Raw genomic sequence first — 23,570 nt, 5'->3', positions numbered from 1 at the left:
ATTGCTGTTGATGCCGATTGTTTCAGGAGGATTGCACGCCAGGAAGACGGTCAAAACACATTGGATTGATGCTCAAGATACATCAATGATTCGGGTTTTTACCAATCCTGCAGAGCGTGCACGATAGCTCCCAGCCGCGCGCCTGGGCCGCTTGCCAGGCCTGGTACTCCGAGCTGCGCAACCGGTAGCGGGCAATGCTGCCTTCGTGCGCATATTGGCTGGCGACTTCGTCCGAGAGCAAGGCCTGCGTGATGGCCCAGCGCCCGTAGTTCGACACTTGGAAGCACTAGTACAGCGGCTTGGTCAACTCAGTCGCAAATGCAATCACAGCGCGCAAAAAGTAAATAAACGCTCCTTAAAAAATAGCTGCTTCCGCTTATAAAGCATCGGTTGACGGCTATTTTTTTTGTATCTTTGGATAAGCGACACCTTTGCCATCTGGAGACCGCGTCACCTCCTTGCGCGCTTCCAGCAGAGCGCAGACCTGCTGCGCCATGGCCTTGGGATCGGCGGCCTTGACGGCATGCGTTTCGATGAGCTTGAGCAGGCCCTCCCGGCGCGCAGGCTTGTTCTTGGGCATCTTTTCCAGGCTGGCAAGAACAGCCTGTGCAATCTGCGCCGCGGTAGGGACTGCGGTCTTTTTCTTTGTCGCAGTTGCTGGAGGCAGCCCCGGGGCTGGTATTGCCGTCCCGCTCGGATAACTCACAGCATCGCTCTTGAGCGCGACGCGCTTTTGCGCCTGAAGTTGCGACAGCGCATGGGCAACGCGAGGTGACTGCGGGCTTGGCTCGCTCAAGTGGGTTTGAAGAAGAACCCGAAGGGCATCGCAGCGTCCAGGGCGCTCCCAAGGCTCCATTCCCTGAAGCAGTTGAGCAAGCCGCTGCACATCCTGGCGCGTGGCCTTGGCGCTGGAATCGGCGGGTTTTGCAGGCGTCTTGAGCGCTGCCTTTTCCTTGGCGGGAACGGCCGGCTCCGCCACGGCGGGCTGTGACACAGGCGCCGGCTTGCGGAACTCGCACCGCCGCGCATGGAACCCCAGTTCGCGTGCGTGCGACAGCATCGGATCGTAGCCCGTGTCATTCGACACCACCACGAACCGACCCTGCGGTTGGCGCGCAGAGACGTAGCCAATGTAGTAGCTGAGCTGGAAGTCAAGCGCGTTGCGACCTGCGCCCGAGCGGGGCACCAGGGTGACATTGCCTTCACCGTAGACCCTTTGGTAGCTCGCCACGTCCACCTTTTGCTGCGGACCGTGGAACAGCCACAGGTCCGTGCCCTCGGGAACCAATGCACGCAACTCCTCGCCCTTGGGTTGCACGTTCTCCCAATCGATCAGCAAATGCCCCCTCAGGCCTGGGGCCGGTGGCTGCGGCGATTTCTCGGGATGCCTGGGGGGGTGCTTCCCGGCGTTCTTGCGCAGCTTGTGCTGCACGGCCTGCTCCACATCCACGCCGGTGTGGTCGGCCAGTTGCAGCAGGTACAGCAGCACGTCCGCGACCTCATCGGCCACGCGCTCCTTGTGGGCGGGATCACGCGTGAAACCGCGTGACTCGGTCAGGGTGTGCCACTGGAACAGCTCCAGCAGTTCCGCCGCCTCCACCATCAGCGCCATGGCCAGGTTCTTCGGCGCGTGGTAGGGCTGCCAGTCGCGCGCCGCGGCGAATTCGCGCAGCTGGCGCTGCAAGGCGTTCACATCCATAGTGGATTCACATCTTTTTGATAGCTGCTTGCGCTTTGTACATAAGCGTTAAACACCCACTTCGCTCGAATTTTGCTGCAACGCCCACATGGCGGCATAGCGCCCGCCCGCGGCCAGCAGCGCGGCGTGCGTGCCGCGCTCGACGATGGTGCCGGCCTCCATCACCAGGATCTCGTGCGCATCGACCACGGTGGACAGGCGGTGCGCGATCACCAGCGTGGTCTTGCCCTGGGCCACCTGGCGCAGCTCGGCCTGGATGGCGCGCTCGTTGGCCGAGTCGAGGGCGCTGGTGGCCTCGTCGAAGATCAGGATGGGCGGGTTCTTCAGCAGCGTGCGCGCGATCGCCACGCGCTGCTTTTCGCCGCCGCTGAGCTTCAGGCCGCGCTCGCCCACCGTCGTCTCGTAGCCCCTGGGCTGGGCGGCGATGAAGCCGTGGATATGCGCGGCGCGCGCGGCCTGCTCGACCTCGGCCTGGCTGGCGCCGGTGCGGCCATAGGCGATGTTGTAGGCCACCGTGTCGTTGAACAGCACCGTGTCCTGCGGCACGATGCCGATGGCCCGGCGCAGGGACTGCTGGGTCACGGCGCGGATGTCCTGGCCGGCGATGGTGATGCGCCCGCCCTGCAGGTCATAGAACCTGTAGAGCAGGCGGCTCAGCGTGCTCTTGCCCGCGCCCGAGGGGCCGACCACGGCCACCGTCTTGCCGGCGGGAATCTCGAAGCTCACGCCCCGCAGGATGGGCCGCGCCGGGTCGTAGGCGAAGTGCACGTCCTCGAAGCGCACCGTGGGCGCCTCCAGCCCGGCCAGGTCGGTGGCGCCGAGCGCGTCGGCCACCTCCTGCTCCTTGTCCATCAGCGTGAACATCTTGTCCAGGTCGGTCAGGTTCTGCTTGATCTCGCGGTAGATCACGCCCAGGAAGTTGAGCGGAATGTAGATCTGCAGCATGAAGGCGTTGACCATCACCAGGTCGCCCAGCGTCATGCGCCCCGCGGCCACACCCTCGGTGGCACGCCAGAGCATGGCCACCAGGCCGACGGCGATGATGAACTGCTGGCCGCTGTTGAGCAGGCCCAGGGTGCTGCGGCTCTTGAGCTGGGCACGGCGCAGCTGCTCCAGGCTCTCGTCGTAGCGCCGCGCCTCGAACTGCTCGTTGTTGAAGTACTTGACGGTCTCGTAGTTCAAGAGCGAGTCGATGGCCTTGCTGTGCGCGGCCGAGTCGAACTGGTTCGCCTGGCGCCGGAACTGGATGCGCCACTGCGTCACGCCCACGGTGAAGGCGATGTAGAGCAACAGCGCCGACAGCGTGATGACGGCAAACCAGGCGTCGAACTGGCGCGCCAGGATGAACAGCACCAGCAGCACCTCGAGCAGCGTGGCCGCCAGGTTGAACAGGGCGAACGACACCAGCGACTCGATGCCGCGCACGCCGCGCTCGATGTCGCGCGTCATGCCGCCGGTCTGGCGCTCCAGGTGAAAGCGCAGCGAGAGCGCATGCAGGTGCTCGAAGGTCCTGAGCGCGATGGCGCGCGCCGCGCCATGCGTGGCCTTGGCGAACACCAGCTCGCGCAGCTCGTTGAAGACCGAATTCGCCAGGCGCAGTGCGCCATAGGCCAGCAACAAGGCCACGGGCACGACCAGCAGCGCCGTGGTGCCGCCGGGGGGCAGGGTCATGGCATCGACCAGCTGCTTGAGCAGCAGCGGCACGCCTACATTGGCCAGCTTGGCACCCACCATGAAGGCCAGGGCCGCCATCACGCGCCACTTGTACTGCCACAGGTAGGGCAGCAGGCGCCGCAGGGTGGCACCGTCGGAGCGGATGCGTGGGCTGTCGGGGACGATGGCTTCGCCGTAGCGGCGCATGATGGACAATCCGTACAGTCAAAAACCAGAGATTGTGCCCATGTCCCAGGACCGCCCCTGCTCCCACACCGAGCTACCCACCGACAAGGAGCTGGTGCTCAAGGTGATACCCATGCCCGCCGACACCAACGGCAATGGCGACATCTTCGGCGGCTGGGTCATGGCGCAGGTGGACCTGGCCGGCTCCGTGCTGCCGGCGCGGCTGATCCGCGGGCGCATGGCCACGGTGGCGGTGAACGAATTCATCTTCAAGCAGCCGGTGCGCGTGGGCGACCTGCTGTCGTTCTTTGCCGAGGTCACGCGCGTGGGCAACACCTCGATGACGGTGCGCGTCGAGGTCTATGCCGAGAGCATCCGCACCCAGGGCAGCTATGTGAAGGTGACCGAGGCCTCGCTGACCTATGTGGCCATCGACGAGAACGGCCGCCCGCGCCCCATCCAGAAGCCGCAAGCCGACGGCCAGGGCGCGGCATAAAAAAACCCGGGAGCGCCTCGCGGCCTCCCGGTGGCAGCGGCGGGGCAGTCCGTCAGGCCGCGGCGAACGCAGGCGACGGCGACGCAGCCGAGGATGCCGGCGATGACGCGGCCTGCGCGCGCGCACTGCCCACGCCGACGGAGATCTCGCCCGAGAGCTGGCCGCCCTCCTCGATCACCACCTTGCCATAGCGGATCTTGCCGCTGACCTTGCCGGTGCCGAAGATCACCAGCTTCTCGCGCACGGTGAGCGTGCCGTCGAACAGGCCGTGGATTTCGGCGATGTCGATCTCGGCCGTACCGTGGAACGCGCCCTGCTCGGCGATCTGGATCACGCGCGAATCCATGGTGGCCTCCACCGTGCCCTCTACCACCAGCGTGTCGCAGTCGGTGATCTCCACGCCCTTGAGCTTGATGTTGGGGCCCACGGTGAGCTTGCTGCCGCCCGAGGCTTCCGCTGCCGACGCCGTCGCCTGGCGGGCGACAGGACTGCTCACGCCCGCGCCCGATACCGCGGCGCTGCCGGCCGCGCTGGCGGAACCCAGGCCGCCGCCAAGAGTGTTGCGGGAGGTGAATGCGTCGTTGTCGCGCTTGCCAAAGAACGGGTTTTGCACAGCCATGGGGAGATCTCCTTCGGAAAAACCCGATGCTATGCAGCACAACTCACAACAATTTCCGGCATCTCGAAAGAACGGTAACCAAATGACTCCTGCGTTTCACGCGCTTGCAAGCCTTGCCGGATCACACATCCAGCCCCCAGCGCTGCGGCCACGTCGCGCAGCGGACAGGCGCAACCAAATAGGTGCATATACACTCACCTAATCCCACTCCCACACACCATGCACTCCTCCACCCCCACATCCACGGCGCGCGGGCGCACGCCCCGCAGCGCCGACCCGGTCTGCACCTGCTTCATGGTGCGCAGCCTTTCGCGCAAGATCTCGCAACTCTACGACGACACGCTGGCGCCCAGCGGCCTGCGCGGCACGCAGTTCAGCCTGCTGGTGCAGGCGCGGCGCGCGCCGGACGGCCCACCCACGGTCTCGGCCCTGGCCGAGCAACTGCACACCGACCGCACGACGCTGACGCGCAACCTGCGCACGCTGCAGCAGTCGGGCTGCATCGAGTTGGCCCCCGGCCCGGACGCCCGCAGCCGCTGCGTGGTCGTCACGCCCGAGGGCCAGGCCAAGATCCGCGAGGCCGCGGCCCTGTGGCGCCAGGCGCAGCAGCGCGTGCGCGAGCTCTGCGGGACCGAGCAGATCGGCGCGCTAGAGCAGCTGGTGCTGGGCATGCTGCCGCGCCTGGCCGAATCCCTGGAGCCGGCCTCGGCCGCAGACGCCGAATGAGCGCCGCCCTGCCCTCCCTGGTCAAGGGCCAGCCGCCCGCGCCGCCCCACCCTCTGCTGCAGGGTGCCATCGTGCCCACGCTGCTGAGCCTGGCCGTTCCCAACATGGTGGCGCTGAGCATGGCGGTGCTGGTCGCCGTGGCCGAGACCTACTACGTGGGACAGCTGGGCACGGTTGCGCTGGCCGCCATGGCCCTGGTCTTTCCGTTCGCCATGCTCACGCAGATGATGAGCAACGGCGCCATGGGCAGCGGCGTGTCCTCGGTCATCAGCCGCGCGCTGGGCGCGGGCGACGGCGAGCGCGCCTCGGCCCTGGCCCTGCATGCGCTGGTGATCGGCGCCGTCGCGGGCCTGCTGTATTCGCTGCTGTTCGTGCTCTGCGGCGCGCTCTTCTATGGCTGGCTCGGCGGGCACGGTGAGGTGCTGGCCGCGGCCACGGGCTATGGCAGCGTGCTGTTCAGCGGCGCCGTGCTGGTCTGGCTGTGCAATACGCTGGCCTCGGTGGTGCGCGGCACGGGCAACATGCGCCTGCCCTCGACCGTGATCTTCGCGGCCTCGCTGGTGCAGATCGTGCTGGGCGGCGCACTGGGCCTGGGCCTGGGGCCCATGCCGCGCTGGGGCATGCCGGGCGTGGCCGTGGGCAACATCGTGGCCATGGCGCTGGCCGTGGCGGCCTTCCTGGCCTATCTGCAATGGGGCCAGCAGCGGCTGCGGCTGGCCTGGCGCACGCCACGCCTGGCCTGGCCCATGTTCCGCGACATCCTGCGCGTGGGTGCGCTGGCCTGCCTGTCGCCCGTGCAGACGGCGCTGACCGCATTGCTGCTGACCGGCATGGTGGCGCGCCTGGGGCCGCAGGCGCTGGCCGGCTACGGCATCGGGCAGCGCCTGGAGTTCCTGCTGATTCCCATGGCCTTCGGCGTGGGCATGGCGGCCGTGCCCATGGTCGGCATGGCCATGGGCGCCGGCCAGGTGGCGCGCGCGCGCCGCATCGCCTGGTCGGGCGGCACCATCGCGGCGGCCCTGCTGGGCGCGCTGGGTCTGCTGGTGATCGCCTGGCCTCAGCTGTGGTCGGGCCTCTTCACCCACGACGCGGCCGTGCGCGCCCATGCCGATCTCTACCTGCGCATGGTCGGCCCGGCCTTCGGACTGTTCGGGCTCGGGCTGGTGCTGTATTTCGCCTCGCTGGGCGCGGGCCATGTCTGGGCCCCCCTGCTGGCAGGCACGGTGCGCCTGCTGCTGGTGGCCGGCGGCGGCGCCTGGCTCATGGGCAGCGGCCAGGGCAGTGCCCAGTCACTGTTCGGCCTGGTCGCCGCGGCCATGGCCATCTATGGCGCGGGTACGGCCTGGGCCGTGTGGCGCGCGCGCTGGGGCTGAGTGCTCAGAGCGTGTTCAAGGTCTTAGAGCGTGTTCATGATCTTAGGAAACGATGTAGGCGGCCGTGCCCGTGGACAGCAGGCCGCCGTCCGACCCCAGGAACTCCATGCGCGTGGTGGCCACGCGCGAGCCCAGGCGCAGCACCTCGGCGCGCAGCTCGAAGTGGCTGCCGATGCCGGGGCGCAGGTAGTCGATGCGCAGGTCGATGGTGCCCAGCCTGGTGAAGCGGTGCAGGCGCGCCATGGGCGCCTCGTCCATGTGCCTTGCACCGATCGCCGCCATCACCGCCAGCCCGCCCATGGCGTCCAGCCCCGCGCTGATCACGCCGCCGTGCAGGCGGTTGTAGGCGAAGTGGCCCACGAGCTCGGGCCGCATGTCGATGCGCCCGACCACCTGGGTGGGCTCCAGCCGCGCGATCTTCAGGCCCAGCAGGTGGTTGAAGGGGATCCTCTCCTCGAAGATCTGCCGCAGGCCGGCGATGAACTCGGGCTCGAAGGCGGCGGGGGGCGTTGCAGGCTTGCTCATGGAAGATGTAATGCTCTTTTTATTAGGAGCTACTCACGCTTGATGGATGGGTGTTTGAGGCACTTTTCATTAAAATCCGAAAAACATCTACTGCATGGCTGCATCCTTCGAAGGCAGACCAGATTTCAGCAGCGGCTGAAGTCTGGCCGGCGTTTCTCCATGAACGCGGTGAAGGCTTCGCGGGCGGCGGGTTCGCGCAGCATGCGCCCGAAGCTGCGGCCCTCCTCGGCCATGCGCTCCACCACGACGGTGGTCTGGCCCTTCTTGAGCAGGCGCTTGGTCTCTATGAGTGCCGACAGCGGCTTGGCCGCGAGCTTGCGCGCCTGGGCCTGGGCCACCAGGTTGCACTCGGTGGGCGGCACCACCCGGTTGACGAAGCCCACCTCCAGCGCCGCCTCGGCCATGAAGGGTTCGCCCAGCAGCAGCGCCTCGGCCGCGCGGTGGTAGCCCATCAGCTGCGGCGCGAGCAGGCTCGACGCCGCCTCGGGACACAACCCCAGGTTCACGAACGGCATGGAGAACGCCGCGTTGTCGCCCGCATACACCAGGTCGCAGTGCAGCAGCATGGTGGTGCCTATGCCCACCGCCGGGCCGCACACGGCGGCCACCACGGGCTTGGGAAAGCCGGCGATGGCGCGCAGGAAGCGGAACACGGGCGCGTCCGGCGTAGAGGGCGGCTGGTTCAGGAAGTCACCGATGTCGTTACCGGCGCTGAAGATGGCCACGTCGCCCTGGAGTACCACCACGCGCACGGCGGCGTCCTGGGCCGCGGTCTCGAAGGCGTCGGCCAGCTGCGCATACATGGCGGCGGTGAGGGAGTTCTTCTTCTCCACGCGGTTGAAGGTGATGGTGGTCACGCCCTCTTCGGCGTGGATCAGGATGTCGGCATTCGTGCTCATGTCGGTTGCTCCGGGGTTTATTCTTTGTAGTAGACGATCTGGTGGCTGGTGGCGAGCAGCTGGCCCGCTTCGTTCCACAGCTGGGCGGACTGGTCGAAGAAACCGTTGCGAAACTCCTGCGCGCGCGCCTGGCCCAGCAGGTAGCCGCTGCCAGTCTGCGCCAGCAGCGCGCTGCCGGCATGAAAGTACACGGTGATGGACACCGTGCCCGCCGGCACCCGGCGCGCGCGGCGCAGCCACACGCGCGGGAAGAACACGTCGCACATGGAGGCCAGCGCCGGGAAGTCGAGCTGCCGCGCGGGTGCATCGCGCAGCCACAGCTGGGTCAGGCTGGTGTGGCCGCTGTCGTCCCATTGCGTGGGCAATGCGCCCGTCACCGGCCGCATCTCATAGCGGTGCAACCATTCGGAGCGAAATGCCAGCCGCACTGGCTGGCACTGCGCGGGCACCGGCACGGCGGGCATGGGGGTATCCGCGGCACTCCAGGTCTCGCGCCGCGCGGCCGTGACCACGGTGGCCGTGGTGGTCACCACCTGCGCACCACTGGCATCCACCTGCTCGGCCATCACCAGCCAATGCTGGGTGGAGCGATTGGTGCGTACCGGCGTGGCCTGTAGCGTGAACGGGCCCTCGCCCACGGCCGCCGCGAAGTTGACGGTGAGCGACAGCGGCTCGCCCAGCAGCAGCGGATGGCGCAGCACCGCCTGCAAGAGCGTGGCCGCAGTGATGCCGCCATACGGCCCGACCATGTTCCAGTAGCCCGGCGTGGTGCGGCCGCTGAAGTGATCGGGCGCGCCGGGCGTGAGCGCCAGCGCGTCGTCAAAAGGGTGTATGCGGTGAGAAGTCATAACGGCGTGTAGTGTGCCCGGTTTGCACCACATGCTGTTTCATGCATGCGGGGGCTGGCTCACAGGCATTCAAAAATACCCGCCGCCCCCTGGCCCGTGCCCACGCACATGGTGACCATGCCGTATTTGAGCTTGTGGCGGCGCAGCGCATGCACTACGGTGGCGGCACGGATCGCGCCGGTGGCGCCCAGCGGATGCCCCAGGGCGATGGCGCCGCCCATGGGGTTGACCTTGGTGGGTTCCAGGCCCAGCGTGTTGATCACCGCCAGCGACTGCGCCGCGAAGGCCTCGTTGAGCTCGTACCAGCCGATGTCCTGGCTTTGCAGGCCGGCGTAGCGCAGCGCGGCAGGAATGGCCTCGATCGGGCCAATGCCCATGATCTCGGGCGGTACGCCGCGCGCGGCGTAGCTCACGAAGCGCGCCAACGGGGTCAGGCCGAACTGCTTCACGGCCTTCTCGCTGGCCAGGATCAGCGCACCCGCACCATCGCTGGTCTGCGAGCTGTTGCCCGCCGTGACACTGCCGCGCGCGGCGAACACGGGCTTCAATTTGCCCAGCGCCTCCAGCGTGGTGTCCGGGCGCGGTCCTTCGTCGAGATTCACGGTGCGGCGCCTGGTAACGACCTCGCCCGTCGCCAGGTCCGGACTGCGCTCGACGACCTCGAAGGGCGTGATCTCGTCGCCGAACTCACCGGCCTGCTGGGCCTTCACGGCACGCAGGTGCGACTCCAGCGCAAACGCGTCCTGCGCCTCGCGCGAGACCTTCCACTGCTGCGCCACCTTCTCGGCCGTCAGGCCCATGCCGTAGGCGATGCCGACGTTTTCGTCGCGCCCAAAGATCTCGGGGTTGAACGAGGGCTTGTTGCCGCCCATGGGCACCAGGCTCATGGACTCGGCGCCGCCGGCGATCAGCACGTCGGCCTCGCCCACGCGGATGCGGTCCGCCGCCATCTGGATGGCCGTCACGCCCGAGGCGCAGAAGCGGTTCACCGTCACGCCGCCCACCGGGTGGTCGAAGGCCAGGCCCATGGCGATGCGCGCCATGTTCATGCCCTGCTCGCCCTCGGGGAAGGAGCAGCCGATGATCGAGTCCTCGATGGCCTTGGGGTCCAGCGTGGGCACCTGGGCCATGGCACCGCGGATGGCGGCGACCAGCAGGTCGTCGGGGCGCGTGTTCTTGAAGTAGCCGCGGCCCGAGCGCCCGATGGGCGTGCGCGTGGCGGCAACGATGTAGGCATCTTGTACTTGTTTCATGGAGATTGCTCCTCGGATGTTTGTCTCCTTCCCCCTCTGGGGGAAGGCAGGGATGGGGGCCCGCCCAACTCGCCAAGCCGGTGGGCTATGGCCTGCAGGATCCCTTCCAGTTGAACGAATGGCGCATTGGAGGCAAAGCGCATCACCTCGAAACCCTGCGCCCGGAAAAAAGCATCGCGCCGCGCGTCGTAGCCTGGCTGCTGCAGATGCTGCGAACCGTCAAGCTCGACAATCAGTCTGGGGGCCAGACAGGCGAAGTCGGCCACATAGCTGCCCAGCGGATGCTGGCGGCGGAACTTCACGCCCAATTGCTCGCTGCGCAGGCCGCTCCAGAGCCTGCGCTCCGAATCGGTCATGTCGCGGCGCAGCGCACGGGCATTCGTTCGGGCATTGGATTCGGCCTGGTACTGCATGTTCAGCGCACCCCCTGAGGCTCCTTCCCCCTTTGGGGGAAGGCGGGGATGGGGGCTGCCGGCACGATGCACGCGGCTGAGAATTGCCTACGTCGCCGGCCCCCACCCCCGCCCTCCCCCAAAGGGGGAGGGAGCAATACAAGCGGGTGCTGCAGCATCAATTCCTCACCGGCTTGCCCGTATTCAGCATGCCCAGAATCCGCTCATGCGTCTTGGGCTGGCCGATCAGGTGGCAGAACACCTTGCGCTCCAGCTGCATCAGGTATTCCTCGCTCACCAGCGCGCCCGCGTCCACCTCGCCGCCGCAGACCACCTCGGCGATCATGCCGGCGATCTTGAAGTCGTAGGCGCTGATGAAGCCGCCATCGCGCATGTTCACCAACTGCGCCTTGATGGTGGCGATGGCGCTGCGGCCCGCCACGGGGAACAGGCGCTTCAGGGGTGCGCGCCAGCCGCCGGCGGCCATGGCCCTGGCCTCGTTGATGGCAACGAACAGCAGCTCGTCCTTGTGCGGCACGATGATGTCGCTGTCCAGCAGATAGCCGAGCTTCCTCGACTCGATGGCGCTCATGCCCACCTTGGCCATGGCCGCGGCGGTGAAGCCTTCGCTCAGGAAGGGCAGGATGTCCTTGCCGGTGCTCTTGGCCATGTTTTCCGCGGCGCGGCGCGCGATGTAGGTCAGGCCGCCGGCGCCAGGCACCAGGCCCACGCCGACTTCCACCAGGCCCATGTAGCTTTCCATGTGCGCCACGCGGCGCGCCGAGTACACGGCCAGCTCGCAGCCCCCGCCCAGCGCCATGCCGTGGATGGCCGAGACCACCGGCACCTGCGCGTAGCGGATGCGCAACATCAGGTTTTGCAGCTCGGCCTCGATGCTGTCGATGGCGTCGGCGCCGCCGACCACGAAGGCCGGCATGGTGGCCTCCAGGTCGGCGCCCACCGAGAACGGCGCGTCGCCCGACCAGATCACCATGGCCTGGTATTCCTGCTCGGCCAGGTCCACGGCCTCCAGCAGGCCCTCCATGACCTCGGGGCTGATGGCGTGCATCTTGTTCTTGATGCTCGCAATCAGCACCTGGCCGTCCAGCGTCCAGGTGCGCAGCGCCTTGGACTCGGCAACGGTGGTGCCGGCCGTCTGCCAGTCGGGCAGGCTGGCCTCGCCCAGCAGTTTTTCAGGGAAAAGCTGTTTTTCGTAGACGGGCAGTACGCGACGCGCTATGAATTTTTGCTGCGCCGGGCTCCACGAGCCCTCGGCCGTGTGCACGCCGCCGGCCTCGGCCACCGGGCCTTCGAACACCCACTGCGGCAGCGGCGCGCTGCACAGCGCCTTGCCCGCGTCAATGTCCTCCTGCACCATCTTGGCCACCTCCAGCCAGCCTGCCTCCTGCCACAGCTCGAACGGGCCCTGCTTCATGCCAAAGCCCCAGCGCATGGCCTGATCCAGGTCGCGCGCGCTGTCGGCGATGGTTTCCAGGTGGATGGCGGCGTAGTGGAAACTGTTGCGCAGGATGGCCCAGAGGAACCGGCCCGGCGCGCCCTCGGCATTGCGCAAGAGCTTCAGGCGCTCGGCGGCGGGTTTCTTGAGCATGCGGCCATACACGTCGTCGGCCTTCTGGCCGGCGGGCACGTAGTCTTCGCTTTCCAGCTCGAAGCGCAGGATGTCACGCCCCGCCTTTTTGTAGAAGCCAGCCTTGGTTTTCTGCCCCAGGTTGCCCAGTTCAAGCAATTTCTTGAGCACGGCGGGCGTTTCAAAGCTGCCGTAGAAGGGGTCGGTCGCGAGGCTCAGGTTGTCCTGCAGCGTCTTGATGACATGGGCCATGGTGTCCAGCCCCACCACGTCGGCGGTGCGGAACGTCCCGCTGGAGGCGCGGCCCAGCTTCTTGCCCGTCAGGTCATCGACCACGTCGTAGGTCAGGCCGAAGTTCTCCACCTCCTTCATCGTGGACAGCATGCCGGCGATGCCGATGCGGTTGGCGATGAAGTTGGGCGTGTCCTTGGCACGCACCACGCCTTTTCCTAAGCCGCTGGTGACGAAGGCTTCGAGCTGGTCGATCACGCGCGCCTCGGTGGCGGGCGTGGCGATCAGCTCCACCAGCGGCATGTAGCGCGGCGGGTTGAAGAAGTGGATGCCGCAGAAGCGGTGGCGCAAGGCCTCGGGCAGCGCCTCGCTCAGTTTCGTGATCGACAGGCCCGAGGTGTTGCTTGCCAGCAGCGCGTGCTTGGCCACATGGGGCGCTATTTTTGTGTAGAGGTCCAGCTTCCAGTCCATGCGCTCTGCGATCGCCTCGATCACCAGGTCGCAGTCCTTGAGCAGGCCCATGTGCTCCTCGTAGTTGGCCGGCTGGATGAGGTCGGCATCCTCGGCCACACCGATGGGCGAGGGCTTGAGCTTCTTCAGGTTGGCGATGGCCTTTTCGGCGATGGCGCTCTTCGAACCTGCTCCACCGCCGGGCCGCCCCAAGGTGGAGCCGGCCCCCTCGGGGGGCAGCGAACCACGCGCAGCGGGGAGCGTGGGGGCCTCATCTTTTGTGGGCAGGTCGAACAGCACCACGGGCACCTTCACGTTGACGAGATGGGCGGCGATCTGCGCGCCCATCACGCCCGCGCCGAGCACGGCGACTTTCTTCACATTGAATCGGGTCATGGTCGTATGCACTCCTTAATTCTTCCAAGCTCCTTCCCCCCTTGGGGGAAGGTTGGGATGGGGGCCGGCCGGCAGGACTCGCGTCGCTGGCCCCCACCCCTGCCCTCCCCCAAAGGGGGAGGGTGATGGGGCTCCTGGGTTATTCCACGCGCTGCCAGGTCTGGGTGCGCCAGAAGGGGCCGAGGTAGCCACGCACCTGCAGCTTCTTGCCGCCGTCTATGGGCGTGAGGCTGGCGCGGTAGTCCTTGCCGTTCTCGGGGTCGAGGATCCTGCCGCCCTCCCAGACATCCTTGCCCTCGTCCTTCTTGCCGCCGCGGATGACCTCCAGGCCCACCATGGGCTGATCCTTGCGGTCATCCTGGCATTCGGTGCAGGTGGGCTTGGCGTCCTTGCGCAGGGTTTTCTCGATGCGGCCGCTGAGCGCCCCCGCCTGGTCCACGATGCGGATCTCGGCCTTGGGCTCGCCGCTCTTGTCGTCCACGCTGCGCCACAGGCCCAGGGGGCTCATCTGGGCCAGGGCGGGAGCGGTGATTGCCATCAAAACGATAGCTGCTAGCGCTTGTCTCATAAGGTCTCCATGGCAAATTATCTTTAACTCCTTCCCCCTCTGGGGGAAGGCGGGGATGGGGGCCTGGAGCGCCGGCATCACGACTCAAGCGTCGCTGGCCCCACCCCAGCCCTCCCCCAGAGGGGAGGGAGTCGTCGTGCTTCAAGCCAGCGCCGCGTCCGTATCCATCAGCACCTTGCTGCCCGCGCGCGCCGTGCGCATCAGCGTGGCCGTCTCGGGGAACAGCTTGGCGAAGTAGAAGCGCGCCGTCTGCAGCTTGGCGACGTAGAACGGGTCCTGGTTGCCCGCCGCAATGGCGCGCAGCGCCACCTGGGCCATGCGTGCGAACAGGTAGCCGAACACCAGGTGGCCGGCCACGCGCAGGTAGTCCACGGCGGCGGCGCCCACCTCGTCGGGGTTCTGCATGCCCTTGAAACCGATCTCGGTGGTGAACTTCGTCATCTGCTCGCCCAGCACGGCGATCGGGTTGATGAACTCGGCCATCTTCTCGTTCACGCCCTCCTCCTGCACCAGGGCGCCGATGAGCTTGCCGAGTTTCTTCAGCGTCGCGCCCTGGTTGCCCAGCACCTTGCGGCCCAGCAGGTCCAGCGACTGCACGGTGTTCGTGCCCTCGTAGATCATGTTGATGCGGTTGTCGCGCACGAACTGTTCCATGCCCCATTCCTTGATGAAGCCATGGCCGCCGAAGACCTGCATGCAGGCGTTGGTGCTGATGTGGCCGTTGTCGGTGATGAAGGCCTTGACGATGGGAGTCAGCAGGGCCACCAGCTCGTCGCAATCCTTGCGCACCTTCTCGTCCGGGTGGTGGTGGCTCTTGTCCAGCAGCAGCGTGCAGTAGATCTGCAGCGCGCGCGCGCCCTCGGCATAGGCCTTGGCGGTGAGCAGCATCTTGCGCACGTCGGGGTGCACGATGATGGGGTCGGCCTCCTTGTCCCTGGCCTTCGGTCCGGAGATCGAACGCATCTGCAGCCGGTCCTTGGCATAGGCCAGCGCGTTCTGAAAAGCAACTTCCGTCAGGCCCAGCGACTGGTTGCCCACCCCCAGGCGCGCGGCGTTCATCATCACGAACATGGCGGCCAGGCCCTTGTGCGGCTGGCCCACCAGGGTGCCGACGGCGCCGTCTATGCTGATCTGCGCCGTGGCGTTGCCGTGGATGCCCATCTTGTGCTCCAGGCCGGTGCAGAAGATCGGGTTGCGCGCCCCCGGACTGCCATCGGCGTTCACCAGGAACTTCGGCACCACGAACAGGCTGATGCCCTTGGAGCCCTTGGGCGCATCGGGCAGGCGCGCCAGCACCAGGTGGATGATGTTGGCGGCCATGCCGTGCTCGCCGGCACTGATGAAGATCTTGTTGCCGGTGAGCTTGTAAGTGCCGTCGGCCTGGGGCTCGGCCTTGGTACGCAGCAGCCCCAGGTCGGTGCCGCAGTGCGGCTCCGTCAGGCACATGGTGCCGGTCCACTCGCCGCTGACCAGCTTGGGCAGGTAGGTTTTCTTCTGCTCGTCGGTGCCGTGGGCCAGCAGGGCCTCGTAGGCGCCGTGCGACAGGCCGGGGTACATGGTCCAGGCCTGGTTGGCGCTGTTGAGCATCTCGTACAGGCACTGGTTCACCACATGCGGCAGGCCCTGGCCGCCGTATTCGGGCTCGCACGACAGCGCCGCCCAGCCGCCCTCCACGTATTGCGCATAGGCCTCCTTGAAGCCCTTGGGCGTGGTGACCTCGTGTGTCTGCGGGTCGAGCCGGCAACCCTCGGCATCGCCGCTGATGTTCAGCGGAAAGGCCACCTCGGCGGCAAACTTGCCCGCCTCCTCCAGCACCGCGTTGATGGTGCCCGCATCCACCTCGGCGTGGCGCGGCATGGCCTTGAATTCGTCGGCAACCTGGAAGACTTCATGCAGAACGAATTGCATGTCGCGCAGGGGCGGGGTGTAGCTGGGCATGGTTGACCTCCGGAATAGTTGTCAAAAGAAGGGGGATGGGTTCAGGCGCCGTAGCGCGCCAGGATGTTGTCAAAAGCGGTATTGGCGCGAGCAATGGACCCGGGCGTGCGCAGAAAGCGCGCCTCGTAGTGCAGCGCCAGGATCAGGCCGTGGATCTCGAACAGCATCTGGCCTTCCTCCACGTCCGGACGGATGTCGCCGCATTCCTTGCACTGCGTGATGGCGCGCTTCATGGCCGCCTGCCAGGTCAGCACCGAATTCGCCAGCGCGTCGCGCACCGGGCCCGCACGCTCGTCAAACTCCACCGCGCCGCTGATGTAGATGCAGCCCGAGTCGAGCTCGATCGAGGTGCGCTTCATCCAGTTGGTGAACAGCGCGCGCAGCCGTGCAATACCGCGCGGCGCCTCCATGGCGGGGTAGAACACCTCCTGCTCGAAGCGCTGGTGGTATTCGCGGATCACCGAGATCTGCAGCTCCTCGCGCGAGCCGAAATGCGCAAACACGCCCGACTTGCTCATGCCCGTGACATCGGCCAGCGCGCCTATGGACAAGCCCTCCAGCCCGATGTGCGTGGCCAGGCCCAGCGCCGCCTCCACGATGGCGGCCTTGGTCTGCTGCCCCTTGTGCAGCGCCCGGCCCTCACGGCGCGGCGCACGAGCGGTCTTGGGGGAAGAAGTGGATGCCGTCATGGAATGCAATAAAACGAACGATCGTTCTATTTTGCACCAGACGGACCGGCAATGCCAGCATTTGCACGGGCACGGGAGGCACGCGCGGGTAAACCCCTATATCCTGGGAAGACATGGATTCCCGCTTGCGCGGGAATGACGCGCCCTCTTCCGTCATCCCCGCGCATGCGGGGATCCAGATGCGCCCCAAAACGGCGCGTTGAGGAGCTTAGAGAGCAACGCCAGGGTGGCGTCCAGGTGCTCGGTGGGCAGGCGGCGAAAGCCCGAGCGGGCATAGCGCTGCAGGCGCCCGCGCATCAGGTCGCACAGCGCGGCGGCGCGCACCTGCGCCTGCACCGTGGGGGCTGCGGCCCCCTCGGCCTCGGCGGCGGGCCGCAGGCATTGGCGCAGGGCGGCTTCCAGCTTGTCGAAAAACAGGTTCATGCGCTGCTGCAGGCGCTCGTTCTCGAACACCAGGGCATCGCCCACCATCACGCGCACCATGCCCGGGTTGCGCTCGCCAAACTGCAGCACCATGGCCGCGATATGCGCCGCACGCTGGACATCGCTCGCCTCGCCCGGATGCTCCACGACCTGGCGCACCAGCGTGAAGACACTGTGTTCAATGAAGTCGATCAGCCCCTCGAACATCTGCGCCTTGCTGGCGAAATGGCGGTACAGCGCCGCCTCGCTCACCGAGAGCTGGCGCGCCAGCGCCGCCGTGGTGATGCGCTCGGCGCCCGGCCGCTCCAGCATGGCGGCCAGCGCGCGCAGGATCTGCTCGCGCCGCTCACCGGGCCGCAGGCGGGTACGCCGCGCCGGCACGTCGCCAGGCAAAAAATCGTCGGGGATATGGGGCGTGGGTTCAGACATGGCGTAACAAATGTGTGCAATTGATTCTCGCACAGCAAAACATTACGCCTATAGGGGAACCGACACCCGTGGCAGAGGCACAGTCAAACTCAAAAAAGATAGCTGTTTGCGCTTGCCAGATGGACCTCAAGGCACTATTTGAATTAATTCAATGGCTGCGGATCATGGTGCCGTAGGCCTGGTCCGTCAGTATCTCCAGCAGCATGGAATGCGGCACCCGGCCGTCGACCACATGCACCGCCTGCACGCCCGCCTTGGCCGCATCGATAGCGCCGGCGAGCTTGGGCAGCATGCCGCCGGAGATGGTACCGTCGGCAATCAGCGCGTCGATCTGCTGCGGCGTGAGCTCAGGCAACAGCTGGCCCTGCTTGTCCAGCACGCCCGGGATGTTCGTCAGCATCACCAGCTTCTCCGCCTGCAGCACCGTCGCCAGCCGGCTGGCCACCACATCGGCGTTGATGTTGTAGCTCTCGTTCTCCTCGCCAAAGCCGATCGGGCTGATGACGGGAATGAAGGCATCGTCCTGCAGCGCCTTCACCACGCTCGGGTCGATGGCCACGATGTCGCCCACCTGGCCCACGTCGTACTCGATGCTCGGGTCCTTGTGGTCCAGCATCTTCAGCTTCTTGGCGCGGATCATGCCGCCGTCGCGCCCCGTCAGGCCCACGGCCTTGCCGCCCGCATGATGGATCAGGCCCACGATGTCCTGCTGCACCTCGCCGGCCAGCACCCACTCAACCACCTCCATGGTCTCGGCATCGGTGACGCGCATGCCCTGGATGAACTCGCCCTTCTTGCCCAGGCGGTTCAGCGCCTGCTCGATCTGCGGACCGCCGCCATGCACCACCACCGGGTTGATGCCCACCAGCTTCAGCAGCACCACGTCCTCGGCAAAGTCCTGCTGCAGCTCCGGGTCGGTCATGGCGTTGCCGCCGTACTTGATGACCATGGTCTTGCCATGGAACTTGCGGATGTAGGGCAGCGCCTGGGCCAGGATTTCGGCCTTGTCGCGCGGGGCAATGGAGGAAAGATCGGTCATGTGGGCTAAGCCGTGAGGCGTGGTGTACTTGGTTGAAAAATCAAAACCCGGATTGTGCCGCGCGTCGCACCCCCTGCACGTGCCGGGCATTCATGACGGCACCTGCGCGGCCAAGGCGACGCCCGCAAGAATCAGCACTCCACCCACCAAGGTCTGCCAGTGCAACGGCTCGCCCAGCAGCAGCCAGCCAAGCGCAGGCACCAGCACAAAGGCCAGCCCCATAAAGGGATAGGCAAGATGCAATGATGCACTCCGAAGGACCCAAACCCACAGCAGCGTGGTCACGCCGTAAAGCACCAGCGCCGCCAGCAGCCAGCCGTTGAAAGCCCAGTCCATCCAGCCTGCATTCGGGGGCAAGGCCATGGCGGCCTTCTTGAACAGCAATTGCCCCAGGGCAATACCGACAACGCATACAACCGTGAGCAGCATCAAAGGCAACGACATGGATCCCTGGACAAGAATAATTTAATCAGTTCTGCAGCCACCCTGGCACCTTGAAGCGCACGATGGCCAGATAAGCACCCACGTAGCACACGATGAACAGCAGGCAAAAAGCCACCAAGACCCAGGAATTGCGCCAGAACAGCACCGCGGGAACCACCGACAGCATGGTGAAGGCCCACAGATAGGGCGAGGTGCGATTGTTGCGCATCAGCATCTGCCGCGACTCATCGTCGTGGAACACCCCCCACACAATGCGCCGGTACACCAGCTGGTGCAGGTGCAGCGCATCGGCCATGCCCGGTGACACGCCGCGCACCCACTTGCGATACATGGAAAACACCGTTTCCCACACCGGGTAGATCAGCAGCAGCATCGGAAACCAGGGCGACACCTCGGCGTGGCGCTGCACCAGCGCAATGCTGCCGAAGGCGATCACCGCCCCCCACAGATAGGCACCACCGTCACCCGCGAACAACATGCCGCGTGGATAGTTCCACGCCAGGAACCCGGCCGTGGCCGCTGCCGAAGTCACCAACATGGCCGCCAGGGCGCGGTCGCCCACCTGCAACGCCACATGGGCCAGCGCCAGGCAGACGATCAGCGCCACCATGCCGGCCAGGCCATTGCAGCCATCGATGATGTTGAATGCATGGGGCAGGCCCGTGATTGCCAACAGGGCCAAGGCCACGCCCATCCAGGGGTTCAGGAGCATCCAGCCATCCACCCAGGGCAGGCCCAGGCGCGGCACTGCCAGCCCCAGCAGTGCCGTAGCCAACAAGCCGGACAGCAGCGTCAAGGCCAGGCGATAGCGCACCGCCAGGCGCTGGGTCAGGTCCTCGGCCACGCCACCCAGCGTCGCCGGCAGCAGGGCCACGGCCCACCACAGCGACCAGACGCCCAGGCGCAGCGCCGACGGATCACCCAACAGGCTGCTGCTGAAGACACCCGCGCCCCAGCTCGCCAGCAGCCCGGCCAGCAGAGCCACCCCGCCCAGCCGCGGCACCTCGCCCACATGGATGCGCTGCGGCATGTCCTCGCCGTACACCACTCCATGGCGGCGCGCCCAGCGCAACACCGCCGCACCCATGGCCAGTGCCACCAAGAACGCCACCACCGACAGCCAGATCATGCAACTCCTAGTCCAGACGAACCCCGCCTCGGGATGCAGCGGGCAAGCTCCGGGCCCGGCGATAGACATCCGAGCACCAAAGCCGCAGCAGGCTGCGCACATGCCATATCAGATGGCGCCAATGCCTGCCGCTGGCCCGCTGGCCCGCATGCACCACGCGCGCCGGCGCCCGCTGCAGCCGCAGCCCGCCAAGGCGCAGGCGCAGGCACAGATCGACGTCCTCGCAATACATGAAGTAGGACTCATCGAACCCCCGCACGGCCTGCCAGGCCGCCAGGGGCAGCACCAAACATGCCGCATTCACCCAGTCCACCTCCTGCTCGTGCCGACGCAGCACGCGGCGGCGCCACAGGGCCAGCGGCGATGGCGTCTCACGCTCGCAATCCTGCACCCGCCCCGCGGCATCGAGCTGCAGCGGATAGGCGCAACCCACGCCCGGCTCCGACGCCGTCCGCACCAGGGCCGCAAAAGGCTCCTGCACCGCCAGCAACTCGACATCGGGGTTGAGCACGCACACGAACGGCTCGACGGCCCCGCGCAGGGCGTGATTATGGTTGGCACCAAAGCCGCGCGGCGCGGCATTACAGACTATTTCCAATACGAAGGGCCAGCCCCCGGCCGGCACCTGCAGCTCGGGCTCGGGCACGTTGTGCGTCACCACCACGCGGGTGATGCTGGCGGCACTTGCGCCAGCCAACTGATGCAACAACCGCTGCACCAGGGCCCCATGGCCATGGCTCACGATAGACACCACCATGCCCGCATGCATGGCCGTTTAGAGCGTGTTCACCGTCTTACCGCATCAGGCTGGCATTGGCCTGATCCACGCTGGCCCAGCGGTCCTGGCCGGCCAAGGCCTGCAGGCGGATGCGCGACAGCAAATACATGTAGCGTGCCTGCGCCAGATCCCGCATGGCCATCGTGCGCTGCTGCTCGGCATTGAGCACGTCTACCGATGTGCGTACGCCCGCGAGGAAAGACTTGCGGCTGGACTGCAGCGCCTGCTCGGCCGACCGCACTGCCTGCTCCAGCGCGGCGATGCGCAGCACCCCCTCGGTCATGGCGCGGTACTGCTCATGCACCTTGGTGCCCAGGTCCAGCCGCGCGGCCTCCAGCGCCTCACGCGCACGCTCGCTGTCGGCAACCGCCTGGCGCACCGTGGAGCTGACATAGCCGCCCGCGTACAAAGGTACGGTCAACTGCAAACCAACAAACTTCTGGTTGTAAACATTGTTGACGCTGGTCACCGAATCGCTGTCCTGGCGCGACCAGCCCGCCACCGCGTCCAGCGTGGGCTTGTGGCCGGCCTTGGCCTTCTCGATCTCCATCTGCGACGTTTCAAGCTGCGCGCGCAGCGAACGCAACTGCGGGCTGACCTCCTCGGCCAGAGCCATCCAATCCTCGAGCCGCGCCGGCTCAGGAGGTACGGGCTTGAAGCCCGCCACATCCAGATCCGCCAGGGCGTCGATCGGCTGGCCCACCAGCACCTGCAGGCGCCGGCGCGTGAACTCCAGGTTCTGCATCGCCTCCAGCTCCTGGGCGCTCGACATATCCACGCGCGCCTGGGCCTCATCGATATCCGTCAGCACTGCGGCCCCGGCCTTGAAGCGCTTGTGCGCGGCATCCAGCTGCGCCGCATACGCTGCACTCTGCGCCGCAATCAAATCGTGGTGAACACGGGCCAGCAGCGCATCAAAATACGCCTCCGACAGCCGCACCACCAAGGCCTGCTCATCGCGTTCCAGCGAAGCATCGGCATCCTTGACCTGCGCCCGCGCCTGCTCCACCAGGGCGCCGATATAGGGTCGATAAATCGGCTGGCGCAGTTGCAATGCCTGATTGCTGCTGTCATAGCTGCTGGTGGCAGACCGTGGCCCCAGAGCCGTCTGCGCACTGCTTTTCAGATGGTTGCGGTTGGCCCCCGCGCTGAAAGAGACATTCGGCAAACGCTGCGCCTGCGCCTGCGGCAATCGCTCGCGCACAGCCTCTGCGGCCGCGCGCGACGCGCGGATGTTCGCATCATTCTTCTCCGCTGCCTCATAAGCCTGGCGCAAATCCAGAGCCCAGGCCGGCGCCAGCACCATGCAAGCCGCCAAGACCGTACATATCCGGGCACCCCGCATGCGTGCCCACCCATGGGCTACGGCGCCCTGCCCATCCTGCCACTGCTGCATAACGTCACTCCTCCGTCATCGAGGCCGCCAGACGCTTGGTCAGCGGATGCAGCAAATAGGTCAGCATGCTGCGCTCGCCGCCCCTGAAAATCACTTCCACCGGCATCCCCGGGTGCAGCTGGCGCCGCCCCAATGTCTTCATGCCATCGGCCGTCACCTTCACGCGCGCAAGGTAGTAACTCATGCTCGACTGGGGCTCCGTCAGCAAATCGCCAGACACCGAGTCGACCTCGCCCTGCACCACCAGCTGCGGCGTATTGGCAAACGAAGAGAAGCGCACGTCCACCGGCATACCCGACTTCACGCGGTCTATCATGTGCGGCGCCACCCTGGCCTCCAGCATCAATGGCGCCCCCTTGGGCACGACATCCATCAGCTTCTGCCCCGGCTGGATCACACCGCCCACCGTCTGCGCCATCAGGCCCACGACCTGGCCCTCGGCGGGCGAGCGGATCTCCGTGCGCCCCAGCTCCTCGCTCAGGGCGCGGTATTTCTCGCCCTCCACCAGCACCTGGCGCCCCACGTCTGCCAGCTGCGTCTCCACCTCCTTGCGGTACTCCTGCTGGCGCGAAATGGCGCGCTGGCGGAAGTCGGCAACGGCGGCGCGCGCACGCAAGATATTGCCCTGCAGATCGGCCATTGACGTATGCACATCCGCCACCATGCGCTCCAGCTCCAGCTGGCGATTGCGCGGTGCGTAGCCCTCCTGCACCAGGCCCCGCAGATGGCCCAGCTCGTCATTGAGCAGGCCCAGCTGATTCTTCCGGTTAGCCGACATCCCCGCATACGATGCCAGCAAACCCTCCTGGCCGCGGATGTTCTCCTCGATCGACTGCAGGTCCGAGCGCAAAAGAATGCGCCGCGTCTGGAACAGCTGCTCCTGATTAAACATGTGCTGCTGAATCTGCGGATCCTTTGCCGCCGCCTGCAAATCGGCGGGCCAGGCAATGCCGGTCTTTCCCAGCTTCTCGGCCTCGAGCCGCCCCTGCATCGCCAGCAAACCCAGGTAATTCTGCCGTGCCGACTGGTAATTGGCGCGCACCATGGCGGGGTCCAGCTTGATCAGCAACTGCCCCTGGCGCACCTCTTCGCCCTCGCCAACCAGCACCTGCTCCACGATCCCGCCCGTCAGATGCTGCACCGCCTTGCGCTTGGTATCCAGCGCCACCACCCCCTGGCCCGGCACCCCCTCATCCAATGGCGCCAGCGCCGCCCACAGCAAAAAACCGCCAAAACCCAGACCCAGGGCCCACAGGCCCCAGCGCCCCGCGCGCCCCAGATCATTGGGCGCAGCCTTGGCGCCGGCGGCCGACACAAGCGCCTGCATCGCCCCCGCAGGCAAAGCGTTGTCAGAAATAGAAGAAAAGGATTCAGCCATGTCAAAACCCGACAAAAACAACAGG

At 66.5% G+C, this 23,570-nt stretch carries 23 protein-coding genes and 1 pseudogene; 3 read left to right on the top strand and 21 right to left on the bottom strand.

The window, feature by feature from the left end; translation table 11 throughout:
• Positions 1–82 precede the first annotated feature (82 nt).
• The 4 genes and pseudogenes from P7644_RS03460 to P7644_RS03445 all read right to left on the bottom strand — a co-directional run bounded on the left by P7644_RS03460 (position 83) and on the right by P7644_RS03445 (position 3,559).
• Positions 83–277: a hypothetical protein gene (locus P7644_RS03460; protein ID WP_404301610.1), complete on the bottom strand. Its 195-nt coding sequence runs from the start codon at positions 275–277 to the stop codon at positions 83–85.
• A 120-nt stretch (positions 278–397) separates the two neighbouring features.
• Positions 398–1,420 carry a PIN domain-containing protein gene (locus P7644_RS03455; protein WP_404303108.1) on the bottom strand — a complete coding sequence of 341 codons (1,023 nt, stop codon included), beginning with the start codon at positions 1,418–1,420 and terminating at the stop codon, positions 398–400.
• Positions 1,394–1,699, bottom strand: a pseudogene (locus tag P7644_RS03450) (nucleotide pyrophosphohydrolase); the annotation flags it as partial. The gene P7644_RS03455 and the pseudogene P7644_RS03450, both read right to left, overlap by 27 nt.
• 48 nt (positions 1,700–1,747) lie before the next feature.
• The gene (locus P7644_RS03445; RefSeq protein ID WP_404301609.1) at positions 1,748–3,559 is read right to left on the bottom strand and encodes an ABCB family ABC transporter ATP-binding protein/permease; all 1,812 of its coding nucleotides are present in this window, start codon (positions 3,557–3,559) and stop codon (positions 1,748–1,750) included.
• Between the two features lie 40 nt (positions 3,560–3,599).
• On the opposite strand from P7644_RS03445, the gene P7644_RS03440 reads away from it, so the two are divergent.
• A complete protein-coding gene (locus tag P7644_RS03440) occupies positions 3,600–4,034 on the top strand; it encodes an acyl-CoA thioesterase (RefSeq protein ID WP_404301608.1) in 435 nt (144 codons plus the stop codon).
• A 52-nt stretch (positions 4,035–4,086) separates the two neighbouring features.
• Here P7644_RS03440 and P7644_RS03435 read toward each other — a convergent pair whose 3' ends face one another.
• Complete coding sequence (locus P7644_RS03435) at positions 4,087–4,653, bottom strand: polymer-forming cytoskeletal protein (RefSeq protein ID WP_404301607.1); 567 nt, start codon at positions 4,651–4,653, stop codon at positions 4,087–4,089.
• Positions 4,654–4,872: 219 nt separating this feature from the next.
• Here P7644_RS03435 and P7644_RS03430 point away from each other — a divergent pair, with 219 nt between their 5' ends.
• Together P7644_RS03430 and P7644_RS03425 are read left to right on the top strand one after the other, a co-directional pair.
• Positions 4,873–5,379: a MarR family winged helix-turn-helix transcriptional regulator gene (locus tag P7644_RS03430; protein ID WP_404301606.1), complete on the top strand. Its 507-nt coding sequence runs from the start codon at positions 4,873–4,875 to the stop codon at positions 5,377–5,379.
• Positions 5,376–6,752, top strand: coding sequence for an MATE family efflux transporter (locus P7644_RS03425; protein ID WP_404301605.1), 1,377 nt, complete (start codon positions 5,376–5,378; stop codon positions 6,750–6,752). The genes P7644_RS03430 and P7644_RS03425 overlap by 4 nt, the downstream gene beginning before the upstream one ends.
• A 42-nt stretch (positions 6,753–6,794) precedes the next feature.
• On the opposite strand, the gene P7644_RS03420 is transcribed toward P7644_RS03425, so the two are convergent.
• The 16 genes from P7644_RS03420 to P7644_RS03345 all read right to left on the bottom strand — a co-directional run bounded on the left by P7644_RS03420 (position 6,795) and on the right by P7644_RS03345 (position 23,545).
• On the bottom strand, positions 6,795–7,277 hold the full coding sequence (locus P7644_RS03420; protein WP_404301604.1) for a thioesterase family protein: 483 nt from the start codon (positions 7,275–7,277) through the stop codon (positions 6,795–6,797).
• A gap of 125 nt (positions 7,278–7,402) precedes the next feature.
• On the bottom strand, positions 7,403–8,176 hold the full coding sequence (locus P7644_RS03415) for an enoyl-CoA hydratase (protein WP_404301603.1): 774 nt from the start codon (positions 8,174–8,176) through the stop codon (positions 7,403–7,405).
• 17 nt (positions 8,177–8,193) lie between these two features.
• Positions 8,194–9,024: an acyl-CoA thioesterase gene (locus tag P7644_RS03410; RefSeq protein ID WP_404301602.1), complete on the bottom strand. Its 831-nt coding sequence runs from the start codon at positions 9,022–9,024 to the stop codon at positions 8,194–8,196.
• A gap of 59 nt (positions 9,025–9,083) precedes the next feature.
• A complete protein-coding gene (locus P7644_RS03405) occupies positions 9,084–10,277 on the bottom strand; it encodes an acetyl-CoA C-acyltransferase (protein WP_404301601.1) in 1,194 nt (397 codons plus the stop codon).
• Positions 10,274–10,690 carry an endonuclease domain-containing protein gene (locus P7644_RS03400; RefSeq protein WP_404301600.1) on the bottom strand — a complete coding sequence of 139 codons (417 nt, stop codon included), beginning with the start codon at positions 10,688–10,690 and terminating at the stop codon, positions 10,274–10,276. Before P7644_RS03400 ends, P7644_RS03405 begins: the two co-directional genes overlap by 4 nt.
• Before the next feature lie 157 nt (positions 10,691–10,847).
• The gene (locus P7644_RS03395) at positions 10,848–13,334 is read right to left on the bottom strand and encodes a 3-hydroxyacyl-CoA dehydrogenase/enoyl-CoA hydratase family protein (RefSeq protein WP_404301599.1); all 2,487 of its coding nucleotides are present in this window, start codon (positions 13,332–13,334) and stop codon (positions 10,848–10,850) included.
• Positions 13,335–13,473: 139 nt separating this feature from the next.
• On the bottom strand, positions 13,474–13,902 hold the full coding sequence (locus tag P7644_RS03390; RefSeq protein WP_404301598.1) for a DUF2147 domain-containing protein: 429 nt from the start codon (positions 13,900–13,902) through the stop codon (positions 13,474–13,476).
• A 141-nt stretch (positions 13,903–14,043) separates the two neighbouring features.
• Positions 14,044–15,840, bottom strand: coding sequence for an acyl-CoA dehydrogenase C-terminal domain-containing protein (locus P7644_RS03385; RefSeq protein WP_404301597.1), 1,797 nt, complete (start codon positions 15,838–15,840; stop codon positions 14,044–14,046).
• 41 nt (positions 15,841–15,881) lie between these two features.
• Complete coding sequence (locus P7644_RS03380) at positions 15,882–16,529, bottom strand: TetR/AcrR family transcriptional regulator (RefSeq protein WP_404301596.1); 648 nt, start codon at positions 16,527–16,529, stop codon at positions 15,882–15,884.
• 153 nt (positions 16,530–16,682) lie between these two features.
• On the bottom strand, positions 16,683–17,381 hold the full coding sequence (gene slmA, locus P7644_RS03375) for a nucleoid occlusion factor SlmA (protein ID WP_404301595.1): 699 nt from the start codon (positions 17,379–17,381) through the stop codon (positions 16,683–16,685).
• Positions 17,382–17,529: 148 nt separating this feature from the next.
• Entirely contained in the window at positions 17,530–18,420 is an 891-nt protein-coding gene (gene argB / locus P7644_RS03370; protein ID WP_404301594.1) for an acetylglutamate kinase, read from the bottom strand.
• 90 nt (positions 18,421–18,510) lie between these two features.
• The gene (locus tag P7644_RS03365) at positions 18,511–18,864 is read right to left on the bottom strand and encodes an EamA family transporter (protein WP_404301593.1); all 354 of its coding nucleotides are present in this window, start codon (positions 18,862–18,864) and stop codon (positions 18,511–18,513) included.
• 25 nt (positions 18,865–18,889) lie between these two features.
• A complete protein-coding gene (locus P7644_RS03360; RefSeq protein ID WP_404301592.1) occupies positions 18,890–19,993 on the bottom strand; it encodes a glycosyltransferase family 4 protein in 1,104 nt (367 codons plus the stop codon).
• Between the two features lie 7 nt (positions 19,994–20,000).
• Positions 20,001–20,750, bottom strand: a complete 750-nt coding sequence (locus P7644_RS03355; protein WP_404301591.1) for a glycosyl transferase — start codon at positions 20,748–20,750, stop codon at positions 20,001–20,003.
• A 37-nt stretch (positions 20,751–20,787) separates the two neighbouring features.
• The gene (locus P7644_RS03350) at positions 20,788–22,167 is read right to left on the bottom strand and encodes a TolC family outer membrane protein (RefSeq protein ID WP_404301590.1); all 1,380 of its coding nucleotides are present in this window, start codon (positions 22,165–22,167) and stop codon (positions 20,788–20,790) included.
• 4 nt (positions 22,168–22,171) lie between these two features.
• Positions 22,172–23,545 carry an HlyD family type I secretion periplasmic adaptor subunit gene (locus P7644_RS03345; RefSeq protein ID WP_404301589.1) on the bottom strand — a complete coding sequence of 458 codons (1,374 nt, stop codon included), beginning with the start codon at positions 23,543–23,545 and terminating at the stop codon, positions 22,172–22,174.
• Between the last annotated feature and the right edge of the window lie 25 nt (positions 23,546–23,570).

The organism is Alicycliphilus denitrificans (assembly GCF_044792555.1).
Taxonomy (GTDB): domain Bacteria; phylum Pseudomonadota; class Gammaproteobacteria; order Burkholderiales; family Burkholderiaceae_C; genus Alicycliphilus; species Alicycliphilus denitrificans_A.
The sequence above is the reverse complement of the archived record's forward strand: the minus strand, read 5'-3'. Positions and strand labels throughout refer to the sequence as shown.